Genomic DNA, 18229 nt, shown 5'->3' with positions numbered 1-18229 from the left:
TGTGCTCAACGGTTAGGAAAAATCTAACGATTAAATAAATTAAAACAGGACTAAACTCATGAAATTACTAAACACATTACTTAGCTCAAAAGCAGGCGTAGCAGCATTAATTTTACGAGTACCAGTTGGCCTTATTTTAGCGGCGCATGGTGCACAAAAACTATTTGCTTGGTTTGGCGGTTACGGGCTTGAAGGTACAGGTCAATGGATGGCGAGTATTGGTTTAGAGCCTGGCTATTGGTTAGCAATGATGGCAGGTAGCGCTGAGTTTTTTGGTGGCATTGCATTAGCAATTGGATTGTTAACTCGCCCAGCAGCTGTAGTTGCCGGCTTTACTATGATGATTGCTATTTTTAGCGTACATATTAGTAATGGCTTATTTATGGCAAACAATGGCTATGAATACGCATTAACGTTACTTGTAGTAACTGTAGTTTTAGCAATTCAAGGAGCGGGAAGCTTTTCGCTTGATAACGTATTAGTTAAAAAGCTAGCTAAAAAATAGAGTTTATTAATTGAAGAATAGCGGCCAATTTGGCCGCTGTTTTTGTAGGTTAACTACTAAATTATTTAGCTGAAAAAGTTAAAGAATAACTGTACTGCTTTTGCTCAAGTAAATACTCTTTATGAGTACTTGGGCTCCATGAATCATCGCCACCTACGCCCATATGTTGATGATCAATGTGTACATGTACGCAATCATCAGCAATTAGTTCGTTAGTGTGCTTTGCTTGCGTTAGCGTACTTTGCGAATACTCGCTGGCTGCAAACAAAAACGCGCCAGTTACAGTTAAGTTATTAATACTCAGCAATTGGCAATCGCTACGCAGGCCATTATCAGTTGGAAATATATACGGTGTATGTAGCTCATTTAAGCTCAAGCTGTAATAACCTAAACGTGCTGCGGCTTTGCGATCTGGGTAGTTTTCAAAAGGCCCTAAACCTAGCCAGTTTACTTTTGTATCGCTTTGCTTGTTAAGCGTTGTGCTTAGCCCTATACGCGGCATTGGCGGCAGAGTATCGTTTAAGTGCACGTCAATATTTAAGCTAATATTGCCGGTATTATTTAGTGTATATAGCCACTGTGTTTGAGCCTGTAGCACGCCATTAAACTCGTAATTAAATACACAAGTAATACGTACATCAACACTTGATTGCACTGCGTGAATCGAGCTGCATGTGCGCTGCCATTGCCCTATACCTGCACGCAACCAACGAGCCTCCCATGCATTGGGGTCTAGGTTGTCTACTTCGCTTACACCAATGTCGTTATCAAGTGGGGCACGATAAAAGTTATCAACCAGTGGGCTACTAATAACCTGAGTATCGTTTTGTAACCACTGCTCTATAAGCCCTGATTGCTTGCTAAAAATAAGTTTAAATTTATCGTTTTCAATACTTAGTTGAGAGTCGGTTTCATTAACACTTATAGCGTTTTGCTCAGATGATGATGCAAATGACTTACTGCTTAAATTATTACTATTTATAAGCTTAAATTGTTCGGTATCCATAATATGTTGAGCGTTTGCAAAGTGTGAGTCGTTAATTAGTGCTACATCTAAATTAAGGTAATATTGTGCACCTTGCTCAAACGCTGTTTTAGTTTTAATCGTTAACGTGTGCGTACTTTGCGGGGCAATATTAAGTACATGCTCGCCTTGCTCAACACAGATGCCATTTTGCATTAATTGCCAAACCAGTTTTTCGTTATCTGTGTGTCTAAATACGTAATCGCTTAATATATCAATGGTGTATTGGTTTTGATTTTGCTCACGCAATGTAAATTGTAAATGTTGCTGGCTGTATTTAGCCTCAAACAGGCTAGGGTGCGGCGTGCGGTCTGGGAACAATAGCCCGTTTATACAAAATTGACGGTCATTTAGTTCATCACCAAAGTCGCCGCCGTAAGCCCAATAATGCTTGCCGTTTTCGTCTGTTTTAGATAAACCTTGATCTACCCAATCCCAAATAAAGCCGCCTTGCAGGCGTGGATATTCTCTAAATGCTTGCCAGTAATCGTCAAAGCTACCTAGGCTGTTACCCATTGCATGGGCGTATTCACATAAAATAAGCGGGCGAGTTTCACCTGGTAGGCTCAACCATTTTTTAATAGAGTATTTAGGTACCGCATCGTCTTTAATATCGGTATCTACACGGGCGTACATTGGGCAAATAATGTCGGTAGCCGTTGTGTTTGCGCCTCCGCCTTCGTATTGCACTGGGCGAGAGGGGTCAAAGCTTTTTGACCAGCCGTACATGGCATCATGATTTGCGCCGTGTCCGCATTCGTTTCCTAGTGACCAAATAATAATTGAGGCGTGGTTTTTATCGCGCTCAACCATTTGCGTATAACGCGACATAAATGCACCAGCCCACTGCGGATCGCTAGCTAAACGCCCCATAGGAAACATGCCATGGGTTTCTATATTTGCTTCATCAACTACGTATAAACCTAGCTCGTCACACAGTTCGTAAAAACGAGGGTGGTTAGGGTAGTGAGCAGTACGTACGGCATTAAAGTTATTTTGCTTCATCAGCTTAATATCTTCAATCATATCGGCGGTAGTAACTGTATGGCCGTTTTCTGGGTGGTGTTCGTGGCGGTTAACACCGCGAATAAGTAGCGGTTTGCCGTTTAAGCAAAGCTGCCCGTTAAGCATTTCTACTTTTCTAAAGCCAATGTTATAAGCTTCAACGTCGACGGTATTGCCTTGTTCATCAAGCAGACTCACAACGCAGCGATATAAGTACGGGGTTTCGGCGGTCCATTTTTTAGGGCTTTGTATATCAATTGTTTGAAATACTACATCGCTCCAGCCACCTTTTTCATCAACACGTTTATTGTTAGTACTTTGAATTTGTGGCTCACATAGTGGTGTTTTATCATCAAAAATTTGCATTGCTACTTGGTAGTTATTCGGCGCATTAATCGCCGTTTTTATATGTAGTGCTGCATCGCGATAGCAAGCGTCTAAATCGGGGGTTATAAACACATCACGTATTTGGTTTTGTGGTTTTGTAAGTAAGCTAACATCGCGAAAAATACCGCTTAGCCACCACATGTCCTGATCTTCTAAATAACTGCCATCGCTCCAACGAATAACCATAACGGCAATACGGTTAGTGCCTGCAACTAACAGTTCGCTTAAATCAAACTCGCTCGGTAAACGGCTATCTTGTGAATAACCCACCCACTGTCCGTTACACCACAGGTGAAACGCCGAGTTAACGCCTTCAAAAATAATATGATTACGCTGAGTTAGCTGACTTTCGCTTATATTAAATTCAGTGCGGTAACAGCCTGTAGGGTTGTCGCTTGGTACAAAAGGCGGGTTAACTGCAAATGGGTACTTAACATTACAGTAAATAGGTTTATCAAAGCCGTGTAATTGCCAGTTAGAAGGCACTGTAATACTTTGCCAGTTGCTGTTTAGTGTTTCACTTAGCAACGATTCATCAACCGCTTCGGGTTTATCAAATAATTTAAAGTCCCACTGACCGTTTAAACTTTGTTTTTGCGATTGCGTGTTAGTACGGGCATGGTCAACGCTTTTAAATCCATTGAGTGGGCTGTGCGCTTTTACTTGATTAACTTGTACTGAAATTGGGTTTTCCCAATCTCGGCGATTAATTATGTGCTGTAAAGAGGTCATGTTTATCCTATTGCATAAGCGGGCAATTATAATGCGCTAAATATAGCTAAAAATAATCGCAGGGGTTATGCTTAAAGCTCTCCTTTATTTATCCAAAACTATCATTGTAATTATGCGCTATAACATTAAAGACATACTCGATATTGGTCCGCGTTGTATAGAACGCTTTATTGATTCACAAACGCTCGCGCAAATGTCAAACCTTGAAATAGCACTTGCGGGTTGCTCAAACCTATCGGGTCGTTATTGCGTAGCACGCTCAGCACCGCTAGAACATACACTTTTTTATACGCTTGCAGGGCAGGGTAAATTAACAACACAAAATGAGCAGTACACACTTAATGCCAATACACTTATTGTGCTACCAGCAAAGCAAAGCTTTGAAGTGAAAATTGATGCTGAACATTGGGATGTTATTTGGTTAAACCTTGCAAATACTAAACGTTGGCAGCATTTAAACTTAGCGCAAGCACTGGTACTAACCGAGCAAAAACTTGAACCGTTACACCTTGCTATGGAGCTTTTATACAGCGAGTCTAATGCTAATTTACGCGAAAGCGTAACGCCTATTTTAAGTCATTACTTAAATGCTACGCTGCAAAATAACTCACAGGGTGCGGCGCATAACCGTTTAATTAGTCTGTTTGAAGAGGTAGACAAGCGCTTGCAGTTTGATTGGACAATAGAGGTAATGTGCGAACATGTGCATTACTCATCGCCGCATTTGCATCGTTTATGCCAAGCGCAATTTGGTAAAAGCCCAATACAACAACTTATTTATTTACGCATTGAACGGGCTAAAAACTTATTGTTAAACACGGCTTGGCCAATTTCGCATGTGGCAAGTTATGTGGGGTACTCTAATATTTTTAATTTTTCCAAACGTTTTAAGAAGTCGGTAGGTGTGTCGCCAAGCGAATTTAGAAAATAACGTTAGCGGCTCTCTACATTTGAATAAATTTAAGGTATTGTGCGATTTCTTAAATTGCATTTTAGAGTTTTAGGTAGGTAATGCGCTCAAACCGTTTTTTAATAGTGATATTATTAGTGCTTGTACATAGCTTTATTAGCTGTGATGGCGCTGCGTATCATTTGCAAGAAGACGTTGATCACGTAACCAGTTCGTTATCGCAAGGCGACTCCACGGCCGATGATAACCAAAGCGATAAAACATCAACTACCGAGATTCATGCCCACCAACATTGCCATTGTGGCTACAACAGCACTTCTAGCCACTCAATAAGCCCAGAGCAAAGTAAAGCAACTTCGCCTGCTTGCTATAACGGGTTAAATTACCCGCCAGATGTACCGCCACCCAATTCACTTAGTTAGTTTTTAATTTTAAATACTTTGTAAAAAACTGCCTGCGCTTGTGCGCTATTAGGCTAGTTATTTACATATTTAGGTTGCTTGATCGCGCTTATTTTTAAAATAGGCGTAGTGATTAAGTTAACTCTGTTTGTTAAAAAACGGACACGCTATATGAATAAAAAACCAATTATGTTGGTGGCGCTAATGTGCGCGCTACCTGCTTTTAGTACTTTGGCGAATGTTAAAACATTAACCCTTAAGCAGGCACTGAGTAATACCGAACAACAAAATCTGGTATTAAAACGCTACCCTTATCATCAAAAAATATTGAGTGCGCTTAAATCTCAAGCTGCACTTTCGCCTAATCCTGTATTGAATGTTGAAGCCGAAAACTTACTGGGTACTAACAAGGCGCGTGGCATTCAAGGCGCTGAAATAACGCTCGGGCTTAGCCAACTAATAGAGCTGGGCGATAAGCGGCAACACCGTATTAATTACGCAACCGCCAATATTAAAGCCCAAGCAATACAGTATCAAAATACCCGTTTAGCGTTATTGGCAACCACTGCTGAGCGATACTATCAAGGGCTTAAATTTCAAACATTATTAAGTTTAAACAACGAGCGTAAACAGGTCGTTATCCAAGCGCTTAAAGCGATTGAGCAAAGAGCCAATGCGGGTGCTGCGTCGCAAGCTGATGTAACGCGCATGCGTTATGCACTTAGCCAAGTAGAGCTTGATAAAGCCATGCTTAATAGTGAATTTGAGCGAGCAAGTTTATCGCTTAACGAGCTGTGGAGTGAGGAGCAACCCTACGATACTTTTGCTGGCAATATTAATGTAATTATTGCGCTTAAATCAGCGCAAGCACTTTTAGATGCGGTTAACCAAGCCCCTGAATTTGCATTATTACAGCAGCAATATTTACAGCAAACAGCTAACTTAACACTGCAAAAAGCAAACGGACAAAGCGATATTAATGTAGGGGGAGGCGTGCGCTATAACCAACAAAGTGACTCCAGCTCATTAGTGTTTTCGTTTTCTATGCCACTGCAATTAAGTAATTCAAATAGCGGAAATATTGCATCTGCAAATAGTCAGCTCATGCTTTTAAATGAGCAGCAAGGGCAATTGCGCATCCAGTTACGCCAGCAAGTACGTACTTTGTACGCTTATTATCAAGGTCGAGCTAATCAGGCAAAGCTGTTATCTGATCAAATTATTCCTCAGGCACAAACATTGATTGAGCAAAGCTTAAAAAGTTATCAACGCGGACAAATATCGGTGTTGCAATTGCTTGATGCTCAACAAGCACTTTTTGATTCTAAACGCACACTTATTACAACTCACGCAGAGCTGTACCAAGTGCTACTTACTCTTGAGCGTTTAACAGGCCAATCTTTAATTGAGACTCATCAATCATGAATAAAAATATAATCGCATTACTAGTATCACTTTCGTTTGCCAGCAGCTTTGTAAGCACAGATGTATTTGCCTCTGCTGAGCATGGCGAGTCAGGTCATAAAAAAACAGAACAACACGAGCAAAAGCAAGGTCCACACGGCGGCTTTTTATTAACTGACCCTAAATTAACCCTTGAGCTTAAATTGCAAGAATTTGCAGGTAATGTTGAGCTACGTGTATACGGCTATAAACAAAATCAGCCGATTAATATAAACGACTTAAACATAACAATGAGTTTAAAGCGCTTAGTTGAAGCGCCGCAAAATATACAGTTTACAGCTGAGGGCGACTATCTTGTTAGCACGCAATCAATTAACGAACCACATTCGTTTGCACTTGCCGTTACTGCTAATTATAAAGGTGAGAGCATTAGCTATGAATACGACCAACACGAAGGGCAAACTACGCTAACAGAGCGAGCTATTGAGCGCGCAGGCATTAAAACCGAGATAGCGCAAAGTGGTGAAGTGGATATTACCGATACGCTTTTTGGCGTTATTGCACCAACGCAGCACGGCACGGTAGAAGTAATGGCGCCGTATACGGGATTGATCAGCGATATTTTTGTAAGCATTGGTCAAAACGTTAAAAAAGGCGAGGTACTTGCCAGCGTAACCAACCGTGAAACACTGCAAAATTACCCCATTAAAAGTCCAATTAGCGGTGTTGTAACCGAGCAATACTTAAAGCGTGGCGAGCTTGCAAGTACCAGTGCACTGATGCAGGTAGTTAACCTTGATAAAGTATGGGTTGAGTTATCGGCTTTTCCTGAAAACATTGAAAAGCTAGCCATAGGGCAAAGCGCAAAAGTGTACGACTTACATCATCATTTAAACGCGCAAGGTGAGGTGTTTTACATAGCCCCTATGATGAGCGGCGGGCATATTGCGCGTGCGCGAATCGAGCTTAAAAACCCTGATGGTCATTGGCGTCCTGGTATGCATGTTAATAGCGACATTAGTACTGCAAAAGTAGATGCTGCAGTGCGAGTAAAGGCTACAGCTGTGCAGGAATTTAACGGCAAACCTAGTGTGTTTATTAAAAGCGGCAATGTATTTGAAGTACGCCCTGTAAAGCTTGGTGCTAAAAACAGCGAGTGGGTAGAGGTACTTGAGGGGCTTTCGCCAAATAGTGAGTACGTAACGCAAAACAGTTATGTAATTAAAGCTGATATTTTAAAAAGCGGCGCAAGCCACGCTCACTAGGAGGCACCATGATTAATTGGATAGTTTCTTTTGCGGTTAAACGCCGCATGCTGGTGCTTGCGCTTACATTTTTATTTGCTGGATTTGGTGTATACAACATTCAAAATTTAGCGGTAGACGCAGTACCCGATATAACCAACGTACAAGTGCAAATTAATACCAAAGCGCAGGGCTTTACGCCATTAGAGGTAGAGCAACGCATTACCTACTTAGTAGAAACCGCCATGGCGGGCATACCTAAGCTTGATTACACCCGCTCGCTTTCGCGTTATGGGCTTTCGCAAGTAACGGTTATTTTTAATGAAGGCACCGATATTTATTGGGCGCGTCAGCAAATTGGTGAGCGTATTCAAAGTATTCGATCCGACTTACCTAATAACGTAGAGCCAAACTTGGGTCCTATTGCCAGTGGTTTAGGCGAAATATTTACTTATAGTGTGCACGCCGCGCCTAATGCGTTAAAAGAAGATGGCACTGCCTACAACGCCGAAGACTTACGTACTTTGCAAGATTGGGTTATTCGTCCGCAGCTTTTAAAAGTAAAAGGCGTAACCGAAATAAACAGCCAAGGTGGTTTTGAGCGTCAATACCAAGTAGCGCCAGTGCCCGAAAAACTCATTGCCTATAAGCTTACTATTAGCGATGTAATTAGTGCACTTGAGGTTAATAACAGTAACCGAGGCGCAGGCTATATTGAACGCTTTGACGGGCAATATTTAGTACGCTCGCCTGGGCAGCTTAAAACCATTGATGACATAGCCAATACCGTTATAGCTAAGCGCGACGATGCACCTGTACGCATTAAAGATGTGGCTAACGTGTTTTTAGGCAAAGAGCTTAGAACCGGCGCGGCCACTTATAACGGCGAAGAAACCGTGCTCGGCACCGCCATGATGCTAATTGGCGAAAACAGCCGCGTAGTGGCAAAAGCTATGGCTGATAAGTTAGTTGATGTGCAAAAAAGCTTACCCGCTGGCGTTATTGTTGAAGCGGTTTACGACCGTACAACTCTTGTTGATAAAACCATAGCAACCGTGCAAACCAACTTATTTGAGGGTGCCGTTTTAGTGATAGTGATTTTGCTATTACTGCTGGGTAATGTAACGGGCGCGCTTATTACGGCAATGGTTATTCCGTTGAGTATGTTGTTTGCCGTTACAGGTATGGTGGGTAATCGCGTATCGGGTAACCTAATGAGCCTAGGCGCAATCGACTTTGGTTTAATTGTTGATGGTGCTGTAATTGTAGTTGAAAACTGCCTGCGCCAACTCGGTGTAGCTCAGCATAAACATGGCAGGCTACTTACCTTAAACGAGCGTTTAAATGTAGTGACCGCAGCCACCAAAGAAGTATTTACACCGGCTGTATTTGGCATTGTTATTATTATGCTGGTTTACTTACCTTTATTTGCACTAAGCGGCGTTGAAGGCAAAATGTTTCAGCCAATGGCATTTACTGTAGTTGCGGCGTTAATTGGCGCGCTTATATTTGGCGTTACCTTTGTACCGGCTGCTATTGCAGTGTTTGTTCGCGGTAAGGTTGATGAAACCGAAAACGCAGTCATGCGCGGCGTTAAAAAAGTGTATAAGCCATTACTTGGTATATCGCTTAAATTACCGTGGCTGATGGTGGGTATTGCCACTGCATTAGTATTAGTGCTTGGTTTTAAAGTTAAAAACATGGGCGCAGAATTTTTACCGAAACTTGATGAGGGTGATATTGCTATGCATGCGCTGCGCATTACTGGCACCGGTATTGAGCAATCTGTGCAAATGCAAAAAGAGCTTGAGCAAGCCATATTAGATCAGCCTGAGGTTGCTAACGTATTTTCAAAAATTGGTACTGCCGATGTAGCAAGCGATCCTATGCCGCCCAATGTTGCCGATACTTTTTTAATACTCAAACCGCAAGATGAGTGGCCTAATCCAGCACTTACTAAAGCAGAATTGGTTCAGCAAATTCGTACCCGTGTTAACGATGTCCCTGGTAATAATTACGAATTTACACAACCAATAGAAATGCGCTTTAATGAGTTAATTGCTGGCGTGCGCGCCGATGTGGCACTGCGTATTTATGGTGACGACTTAAGCGTACTTAAAGAGTTTGGCGAAAAAGCCACAGGGCTAATGCGTAATATTGCAGGTGCTACCGATGTACGTTTGGAGCAAATGGAAGGATTGCCAACACTTTCGGTAACACCAATGCGCGACCATATGGCGTTATTGGGTTTAAGCGTAAACGACATTCAACAAACACTTGCCGCCGCTGTTGGCGGCGTGCAAACCGGGCTAATTTACGAGGGCGATAAACGCTTTTCGTTATTAGTGCGCCTTGATAAACGTTGGTCTAGCGATGTATCAGCACTTGCTCGTTTGCCAGTTGCTTTACCTAAAGATAGTAACCCAGAACTTGCGTTTGTACCGCTTGGCGAAGTGGCAACAATTAGCATTGAAAAAGGGCCTAATCAAATAAACCGCGAAAGTGGTAAGCGCAACGTCGTGGTAACTGCCAATGTAGAGGGGCGCGATTTAGCAAGCTTTGTAAGTGATGCGCAAGCGAGCATGAATGAATCACTTAATTTACCAAGTGGCTATTGGCTTGAATACGGCGGCACGTTTGAGCAGCTACAATCGGCAAGTAAGCGATTGTCGTTGGTTGTACCGGTCACTTTACTGCTTATATTTGGCTTACTGTACAGCGCCTTTGGATCGCTTCGTGATTCATTGATTATATTTAGTGGTGTGCCACTGGCATTAACGGGTGGTGTGCTTGCGTTATTGCTGCGCGATATGCCGCTTTCAATATCAGCAGGTGTCGGCTTTATTGCCCTAAGCGGTGTCGCGGTATTAAACGGCGTGGTTATGCTGTCGTTTATTAAGCAATTACGAAGCGATGGTTTAAGCTTGTTTGATGCAATTCACAGCGGTGCATTACAGCGCCTGCGCCCAGTACTGATGACTGCGCTGGTGGCAAGTTTAGGCTTTATACCTATGGCGCTTAATTCGGGAACGGGTTCTGAAATGCAAAAACCTCTCGCGACAGTAGTGGTTGGCGGGATTATTTCATCAACTTTACTGACACTGTTAATATTGCCTGCGCTTTATAAGTTAGTACATTCTAAATTTACTAAAAAAGCAGAAGCTGAATTAGCTTAAATACTAGCTATTAATAATGTAATAAAAAAAGCAGCTGTACTTACAGCTGCTTTTTTATTTGGGTATTATTTAGCAAAAATACTACATTAATTATATTGAAAAAGATTATCCCAACGCTCATCTAATATCGTTTTTGCGTGATCTAAATTTATTGCGCTATACACATCACTAGTGCACGTTACCAAACGCATACGCACCAGCTTTTCAAGTGCGTCGCTAATTTCAAAATCAAGATCGCACTGGTATTTACTTTTAAACCAATGCTCTATTTGTTCATCAAGCGTTTGTGCGGTTAAGCCGCTTTCTGATTTGAGTAAAAAGGTATACGCAAGCAGGGCTTCTTTTATGTCTTCTTCTTCGGCAGCGTCAATAAGCGTGTGAAAAACACCCGCGTTATTATCAAGGTTTTTAAAGTAGAGGTTATCGCTAAGCGCTTTCATAAATTTAATTTTACGGTTTTTAAACTTACTCCATTCTTTAAAAATAAAGCTGCCAAATACTCCCATGCCAATAGCAAAGGTAATAAAATGTTGTTGGGTCATTTCTACAGCTTCACTTCTAAAACCACCCCAAAAAGCAAACAGAGCAAGCAATAATACGATTGATGCGCCAAGTTTAGTTATAAGTACCACTGCACCGCCAACTAAAGCCGATGAGCCAATAATTGCTTTATCAATAGGGCGCATGCGTACTTCGCTATTAGGAAATAGCATTTCGAGATCGGCCTTTGGCACATTTTGAAACAGCTTTACTATGGTTGAGCTTGGCTCAAATCCCATTGGCGTTTTATTTTTAGCTTCAAAATAAGCGCTATCTTTAAAGCGAATAAACACGGCAACACGGTCGTAATTAGTAAAGTGCAGCGGCTTTTTACGCAAGCCCCAAAAGCTGGTAATAGTTTCAGTGAGTTGCGACTCGCCACGGCGATAAAATACCACTTCTTCAAAGTCGTCAAATTCAACTTCAAGGCGCACCTTAAATAATGACTCTTCATTTAATGCATCTTGTAAGTCTTCATTGGTTATCACTTCAAAATTAGCGGCATTAAGCACCTTAGCAAAATCTTTAGCAAACTCATGTTGGCACTGCGCTTTTTGATCCGCCGATACTGGCGCTAACGATCGCGTGTCACTGTTGGGATCAAAAGGGGCGTAGTTGTTTTTAAGTGACTCAAGTGTTGAGTGGTAATCGTAATGAATAAGGCTTGCTAGTAAATCGCAAAATTGTTTAAACGATGTTTTTTGTGTACTGCTTTTAAGCTCTTCGTTACACATATCAACAATATCTTGCTTTCTAAAGGGAATAAAACGCGCACTTTGCATAAATTAATAACTACTGTGATAGGGAATCTAACTGCATGGGCACATAATAAAATATTCTTATGGATATTACTAATTTGTTAATGCAGTAGGACCTGATAAATTTAGTACGCTGTTTTCAGCGTGTATTAACCTAAATGTGTAATTATTGGCTTATTGAATACTCTTGTTCTTACTGATAAGTGAAAAGGATTTACTATGGCCATTCAAAAAAAGCTAAAAGAAAAAACGCGTAATTTTATTGACTCTAAGCATATGCTTAGCGGTATTACAGTGGCGTCGTTTTTAGAGTCAACCATAGTTCCTATTCCACTTGAAGCTGTATTAGTACCGCTAATGCAGGCTCGTCGAGAAAAGCTATGGCTTATAGCATTAATGGCGACCTTGGGCTGCATAGTGGGCGCATTGTTTGGTTATGCGTTGGGTTATTATTTATTTGATGCGGTTGGCGATTGGATTATTAATACGTTTTCGAGCCCTGAGCAATTTGAAAACGTTAAACAGCAAATGCAAGATCAAGGTTTTTGGTTTGTAATAACACTAGGCATAGTGCCTATTCCGTTTCAAATAGCGATGCTTGCAGCTGGCGCGACTAAGTACTCTATTTGGCTGTTTTTGTTGGCCTCGGGTATTGCGCGTTCTATTCGTTACTTTGGTCTGGCTATTATTGTTTATTATGCAGGTAATGAAGCTGAGCGAATCATTAGTAAACACAAAACTAAGGCAATGGTTTTAATAACGTTACTTGTGTTAGGAGTTTGGGGATTAAGCTTGGTGATTTAAGCTCATTATTAAAGGTTATTAACCACCTTATTCTAATAAGCCTTTTTGGTAATGTGCTATAGTTTTTTAATATAGTATCGAAAAGCTTAGGGTTAATATGATTGAAACTGTAAAACTCACTATCAGGCTTTCTAATTTTTTTAAAATGAGCTGGAAAAATAAAACTGTAAGCCTATTTTTATTAGCTTATATTGTTATTTTTTCAGCCTACTCCCTAACTAACTTTCCTCCCCTACAAGTTCAAAATAATGTTTACGGTTTTACAACTGATTTTATTAATTTAATTGTTCTTATTTTTTTATTTTGGATGGTTCAGTGCTCCAAACTTTCAAAGCTTGCATATACATTTTCGACTCTCGGATTAATGCTCTGGTCCATGGGTAATACAGCTGATTTAATCGATGAGATAGTGATACAGCCTTACTGGGTAAGTATTTATTTTGAAGATTTATGCAGAACCAGCGGCATGCTTTTAACTTCCTATGGTTTATTTAAAACGATGCGCTTTATACAAAGTATTAATAATCGATTAGCGCGTGAGCTAATTATTGACGATTTAACCAAGGTACATAATAGACGTTATTTTTATCAGCACGCTAAAGATGCTCAGCACTCACCTTACGTTATTTTAATTGTAGATATAGACCACTTTAAAGCAATTAATGATGAATTTGGTCATGATGTTGGTGATGTGGTGCTTAAAGAACTAGCAACTAAATACGACAATGCTTTTACGCACCAAAACAAATTTGCTCGCCTCGGTGGTGAAGAATTTGGTGGCTACTTGCCTATAAATAATATGACGCAAGCGTGTGATTTTTCGCAGCAATTAATTGATCTTGCACACACCATAAATGTTCAAAATTCTCGCCACTTAACAGTAAGTATAGGTGTTGCAATGCAAACGCCTAATGAGCCTTTAGATAAAGTAATGAAGCGCGCTGATCAAGCTTTATATTTAGCTAAGAAGAGTGGCCGAGATCGTTTTGAAATTGCCCCGTAAGCGTTTTTAACTATATAAAAACACGTCCTTATTGTTTGCACATTTACTACACTTTTTAACGTTTTCGTAAGGAAATGTCAGTGAGGGTAATGCTTTGTAAATCATGAAATTAAAATAGAATGTTTAGGTCATAATGGGGATATTAATAATAAGGAATAACCTTAATGACCAACTCCCTTTTAAAAGCTGCATTACCCTTAAGTCTAATTACTATTTTGTCGGGCTGCGGCTCTGATGATAGCTCAAGCTCTACAGGTTACATCCAATTGTATAACGGCTCTTACAATAGCCCATACACACGTTTGTTTGTTGAAGAAACAGAGCGTTCAGGCGCTGATTTTGCCGATGTAACTACTCGCCACAACTACAGCACAGGCACTTATGATGTAAGTTTTGAATACCTAGATGCTAACGACAGCTATATAACAATTAGCGACCAAGAAATTTCTATTAAAGGTGACAAAACACAGTTAGTAGTAATGAGCGGCAACTTTGATGAGCCTACATTTACAGAGCTTAGCGTACCTATTACAAGCGATACGGGTGAGTTTAACTTAGGGTTTTATAATATTGCAGGGGAGGATACTAACTACGATATTTACTTAGCAACTGATGATGGCGTATTTGAAAGCGCGACACTTTTTTCATCGGCTCAATATTTAAGTGAGTTAGATCTGCAAAGCGTTGATGAAGGTTATTACACTATTTACATAACCGAAGCGGGCAGCAGTGATGTTGTGTATGAGTCGTCATCTGTTTATTTATACGACGAAGCAAGCTATGTTGCAATGATCCGCCCAAGTTATGCTACAGAAGAAGGCGGTATTACGCTTGATGTAGTAACCGATAATAACTACGTTACTGAGCTTAAACATCAATCTGCACTGGGGCAATTACGCTTTATAAATACGGTCGATGACTACTCACCAGTGAGCTTTTCTGCTACACGCGGTACAACTGTAAACACAACAAATACAGTCGCTAGTGACTCTTATACCGATTATGTTGAACTTTCGCCCAATAGTTACAGCGTAGCGATGTACGACGAAGAAGGTACAAAACTAGCTGATAACTTTTTAATGACGCTAGAGCGTGAGCAAAGTGCGGTGGGTATTTTTTATAACGACGTTGATAACGGTTTACGTATGATGAGCGTTGAAGAAAACCTAACACCAAGTAGTTACAGCCATACGGTATCGGTTGTAAACCTAATTGAAAGCTACGCAGGGCAGTCGGTTTCAGATGTTGATGTGTACTTTACACTTAACGGCGAAACGGTAGACGACACCAGTAACGTAGTCGATGGCCTAGATAAGTATGACCAAGAAGAACAGGTTGTAGATAACGAAATTTACACGGTTTATGTTGTTTATGAAGATAATGGCCAGCAAATTGTGCTTATTCAGCAAAGCGATATGGACTTTACACAAGAGGGTAACTACATATTGATTTTAGAGCATGATGAAACAACAAGCTCAGGTTATAAAATGACCCTAGAGCGCACTATTACCGATAGTGTTGAATAAATCTAAACATATTAAGTAGCATAAAGCCTAAGCACTTTAAGTACTTAGGCTTTTTTATTGAACAAAATTTACCTACTCATTAATAATTAGGTACACTCAGGGCATAATAATTAATAAGAGTGTGCCATGGATGATTTAGTTGGGTTAGCCGTCATAGTAATACTGGTTGTAGTTGCCGGTGCTATCTGCGGTTTAATAGCGCTAGTGCAGTTAAATGGATTAAAACAAGAAGTGGCTGTTTTAAGGGCCAAAGTAACACACTTACAAACACATAAACCGATATCGCAAAGTGAACCTCAAAGCGAAGCATCTACTGCTCAGGCAGCGCTTTCAAGGTCTGAGCCAATTGCTCATAAAACACAGCCAAACTTAACGTCCCAAAGCGTGTCGCCACCTGTAATAAATCAGCCATCAGCGCCTCCTAAAAAAGCCAAACCAGCTGAAGCATCAGCCATAGAATTACTATTTAATAAATTACGCGCAGGGTTTGAGCAAAACTGGATGACCTGGATAGGCGCAATAGCGCTTGCGTTTGGTGGCATATTTTTAGCTAAATACAGCCTAGAAGCGGGATTATTATCGCCTGTAATGAGGCTGAGCTTAGGCGGCTTATTTGGGCTTGGCTTAATTGCAGCTGCGGCTTATTTACACCATAAACGTATTATATTTGAAGGCTTTAATAATTACATACCCGCAGCGCTTGCAAGCGGCGGGTTTATTACCTGTTTTGCTTTAACGCTTTTAGCCTACAGTAGCTACGATATGCTTAGCCCTACCGTGGCATTTTTTACACTGGCAGTTATTGCAATTAGCGCAAGTGCTATGGCGCTTAGGTTAGGCCCATTATTAGCGGTATTAGGTATTATTGGCGCTTATAGTGTACCAATATGGGTTAGCACTGGCAGTGGTAACTTGTTTGCATTATTTATGTATGTTGGCTTTGTAAGTTTGTCGGCCGCGTTAGTTGCACATAAAGTACAGCGAGCTTGGTTGTGGTATTTATTATGGGCAGGGCACATTGGTTGGTATTTAGTTGGTTTTACATTACTTAAAATTAATACCGTTTGGTTAATGGGGGCATTTGCTTTACTTAGTATTATTGGGTTAATTGCTATACCGCGCTTAGGTCTAAAACTGAATGTTATTGAACATCGCCCGCACAGTTTAAAACGCTTAATTAGAGTGCTTCCAGATCATGCATTATTACTCGCCTTTATGGCGCCCTTAATATTTACCATGCTAATAAGTCACTTTGATATGCAGTGGCAAACAATCGGCGTGTTGAGTATTGTATTGGTGTTGTTTTTAGTCCTTAAAAATAGCCGTTGGGATATTTGGCAGGGTGTAGCGTTAGTTATTTCAACGCTATTAGTGATAGGCGCTCAGCGCACGCATCTTTCGCCAAACCTATTTGATGACGCACTCTTTATATTCAAAAATGAGTATGGTTTGGGTTTATTTCTCGGATTGTTACTTACCGCTTTTGGGCTTTATTACGGTAAAAAACAGATTAAGCGTTTAGCGTTTCATATTACGGGGGCATTTAGTGTATTTGTAATGATAGCGACTTTATATACGCTTATTCCTAATTCCGCGTTAAGTACTGCATATCCACTTTGGGCCGTTGTATTGTTTGTAGTCGCCGCTATTTTAATAAAGCTCGCGCAACATAATACAACGCTATTTCAGCGTTTTACTTATTGGGTAGGCGCTAATGCCAATATTACGTTAGCAATTACCATGCTACTAAGTGACAGCGGCCTAACCATTGCTCTTGCTGTACAAGTATTACTTATAAGCGTACTTATTAAACGCTATAGCGTGCCTATGCCACATTGGCCTATAAAAGCCTTGGTTGCTGCGTTATTACTGCGCCTTACGCTTTCACCTTGGACGCCAAGTTACGATGCACTCACGGTATTTGGTTTGCATTGGAGCATTGTGGTTTATCCGTTATGTATTGCGTTATTTTTTGCCGCAGCTAAGTGCTTTGACTCATCAAAACTGAAAATATGGCTCGAAGGTGCAGCGCTTCATTGTTTAGCACTTTTTATTACCACCGAAACAAGTTATCAGTTAGTAGGGCATTATCCGCAATTTGATTCACTTAACTTTTACGAACAAATACTCCTTACCTGTAACTGGCTGGCATTAGGGTGTGTGTATTTACACAGAGCAAAACTTGCCGGTACTTTAGCTAAGTTATACCAAGTTGCGGGCTTTGCACTTGTAGGGTTAGCAGGGCTTTTTGCTATTAAAACACTGCTTGACGACAACCCATTATTTGAATCACTTTACATAGGTGAGCTGCCAATATTTAACTGGTTATTACTATTGTGGTTAGTACCTGCAGGATTAACGCTTTGGCTGGCCAAGCTTGTAAAACCAATAAACGCTAAAGCTACGCCATTTATATTGGCCGTTGCGGGTGGGTTTATATTATTGGCAATAAACAGCTTTATTCGCCAATACTGGCAAGGGCCTTATATTTACTTATCAAAAGGCGCAAGTAATGCAGAGCTTTATAGCTACTCTGTTATTTGGTTAGTAATGGGGGCGGGTACTGTTATTTTTGGTCATTTAAAAAACCAGTTATTAATACAAAAAATAGGCTTAGGCTTACTAGCTGCAGTTATTGTTAAAGTGTTTTTAATTGATATGGCTAACTTGGAGGGCTTACTTAAAGCGCTTTCGTTTATTGGATTAGGACTTTCGTTGGTGGGGTTAAGTTGGTTATTCCAAAAGCTTAGAAGCCGAGTAAATCCAGTTTAACTTTATAAACACTTAATAAAGCAAAGCCCAGTGAAGAT

At 40.7% G+C, this 18229-nt stretch carries 12 protein-coding genes; 10 read left to right on the top strand and 2 right to left on the bottom strand.

Translation table 11 applies throughout. The annotated features are described in order from the left end of the window. Positions 1-58 precede the first annotated feature (58 nt). Positions 59-505, top strand: coding sequence for a DoxX family protein (locus I6E85_RS09235; protein ID WP_024589737.1), 447 nt, complete (start codon positions 59-61; stop codon positions 503-505). A 61-nt stretch (positions 506-566) separates the two neighbouring features. Here the strand turns inward: I6E85_RS09235 and I6E85_RS09230 are convergent, their stop codons facing one another. After that, on the bottom strand, positions 567-3653 hold the full coding sequence (locus tag I6E85_RS09230) for a beta-galactosidase (protein ID WP_024589738.1): 3087 nt from the start codon (positions 3651-3653) through the stop codon (positions 567-569). 112 nt (positions 3654-3765) lie between these two features. On the opposite strand from I6E85_RS09230, the gene I6E85_RS09225 reads away from it, so the two are divergent. The 5 genes from I6E85_RS09225 to I6E85_RS09205 all read left to right on the top strand — a co-directional run bounded on the left by I6E85_RS09225 (position 3766) and on the right by I6E85_RS09205 (position 10788). Beyond that, complete coding sequence (locus I6E85_RS09225; RefSeq protein WP_024589739.1) at positions 3766-4584, top strand: helix-turn-helix domain-containing protein; 819 nt, start codon at positions 3766-3768, stop codon at positions 4582-4584. 80 nt (positions 4585-4664) lie between these two features. Continuing rightward, positions 4665-4985 carry a hypothetical protein gene (locus I6E85_RS09220; protein ID WP_007378232.1) on the top strand — a complete coding sequence of 107 codons (321 nt, stop codon included), beginning with the start codon at positions 4665-4667 and terminating at the stop codon, positions 4983-4985. Between the two features lie 150 nt (positions 4986-5135). Continuing rightward, positions 5136-6389 carry a TolC family protein gene (locus tag I6E85_RS09215; RefSeq protein WP_024589740.1) on the top strand — a complete coding sequence of 418 codons (1254 nt, stop codon included), beginning with the start codon at positions 5136-5138 and terminating at the stop codon, positions 6387-6389. Beyond that, entirely contained in the window at positions 6386-7633 is a 1248-nt protein-coding gene (locus tag I6E85_RS09210) for an efflux RND transporter periplasmic adaptor subunit (protein WP_024589741.1), read from the top strand. Before I6E85_RS09215 ends, I6E85_RS09210 begins: the two co-directional genes overlap by 4 nt. A gap of 8 nt (positions 7634-7641) precedes the next feature. After that, complete coding sequence (locus I6E85_RS09205) at positions 7642-10788, top strand: efflux RND transporter permease subunit (RefSeq protein WP_024589742.1); 3147 nt, start codon at positions 7642-7644, stop codon at positions 10786-10788. 86 nt (positions 10789-10874) lie between these two features. On the opposite strand, the gene I6E85_RS09200 is transcribed toward I6E85_RS09205, so the two are convergent. After that, a complete protein-coding gene (locus tag I6E85_RS09200; RefSeq protein ID WP_197236862.1) occupies positions 10875-12110 on the bottom strand; it encodes a TMEM143 family protein in 1236 nt (411 codons plus the stop codon). Positions 12111-12305: 195 nt separating this feature from the next. Between I6E85_RS09200 and I6E85_RS09195 the strand changes: the two genes are divergently transcribed. The 4 genes from I6E85_RS09195 (at position 12306) to I6E85_RS09180 (ending at position 18191) form a co-directional block, all read left to right on the top strand. Then, positions 12306-12890 carry a YqaA family protein gene (locus I6E85_RS09195; RefSeq protein ID WP_010554604.1) on the top strand — a complete coding sequence of 195 codons (585 nt, stop codon included), beginning with the start codon at positions 12306-12308 and terminating at the stop codon, positions 12888-12890. Positions 12891-12987: 97 nt separating this feature from the next. Beyond that, complete coding sequence (locus I6E85_RS09190; protein WP_101163476.1) at positions 12988-13893, top strand: GGDEF domain-containing protein; 906 nt, start codon at positions 12988-12990, stop codon at positions 13891-13893. A 164-nt stretch (positions 13894-14057) separates the two neighbouring features. Further along, on the top strand, positions 14058-15419 hold the full coding sequence (locus tag I6E85_RS09185) for a hypothetical protein (RefSeq protein WP_121954641.1): 1362 nt from the start codon (positions 14058-14060) through the stop codon (positions 15417-15419). Between the two features lie 126 nt (positions 15420-15545). Then, positions 15546-18191, top strand: a complete 2646-nt coding sequence (locus I6E85_RS09180) for a DUF2339 domain-containing protein (RefSeq protein ID WP_024589744.1) — start codon at positions 15546-15548, stop codon at positions 18189-18191. Positions 18192-18229 lie beyond the last annotated feature (38 nt).

This window comes from Pseudoalteromonas sp. NZS71, assembly GCF_015864715.1.
Taxonomy (GTDB): domain Bacteria; phylum Pseudomonadota; class Gammaproteobacteria; order Enterobacterales; family Alteromonadaceae; genus Pseudoalteromonas; species Pseudoalteromonas arctica.
This window is presented reverse-complemented; position numbering and strand designations above follow the sequence as displayed.

Bases quoted from the DNA above. Each gene is read 5' to 3' on its own strand.
- I6E85_RS09230 (WP_024589738.1), bottom strand. From the start codon at position 3,653: ATGACCTCTTTACAGCACATAATTAATCGCCGAGATTGGGAAAACCCA.
- I6E85_RS09220 (WP_007378232.1), top strand. From the start codon at position 4,665: ATGCGCTCAAACCGTTTTTTAATAGTGATATTATTAGTGCTTGTACAT.
- I6E85_RS09185 (WP_121954641.1), top strand. From the start codon at position 14,058: ATGACCAACTCCCTTTTAAAAGCTGCATTACCCTTAAGTCTAATTACT.
- I6E85_RS09180 (WP_024589744.1), top strand. From the start codon at position 15,546: ATGGATGATTTAGTTGGGTTAGCCGTCATAGTAATACTGGTTGTAGTT.
- I6E85_RS09210 (WP_024589741.1), top strand. From the start codon at position 6,386: ATGAATAAAAATATAATCGCATTACTAGTATCACTTTCGTTTGCCAGC.
- I6E85_RS09225 (WP_024589739.1), top strand. From the start codon at position 3,766: ATGCGCTATAACATTAAAGACATACTCGATATTGGTCCGCGTTGTATA.
- I6E85_RS09190 (WP_101163476.1), top strand. From the start codon at position 12,988: ATGATTGAAACTGTAAAACTCACTATCAGGCTTTCTAATTTTTTTAAA.
- I6E85_RS09215 (WP_024589740.1), top strand. From the start codon at position 5,136: ATGAATAAAAAACCAATTATGTTGGTGGCGCTAATGTGCGCGCTACCT.
- I6E85_RS09235 (WP_024589737.1), top strand. From the start codon at position 59: ATGAAATTACTAAACACATTACTTAGCTCAAAAGCAGGCGTAGCAGCA.
- I6E85_RS09200 (WP_197236862.1), bottom strand. From the start codon at position 12,110: ATGCAAAGTGCGCGTTTTATTCCCTTTAGAAAGCAAGATATTGTTGAT.
- I6E85_RS09195 (WP_010554604.1), top strand. From the start codon at position 12,306: ATGGCCATTCAAAAAAAGCTAAAAGAAAAAACGCGTAATTTTATTGAC.
- I6E85_RS09205 (WP_024589742.1), top strand. From the start codon at position 7,642: ATGATTAATTGGATAGTTTCTTTTGCGGTTAAACGCCGCATGCTGGTG.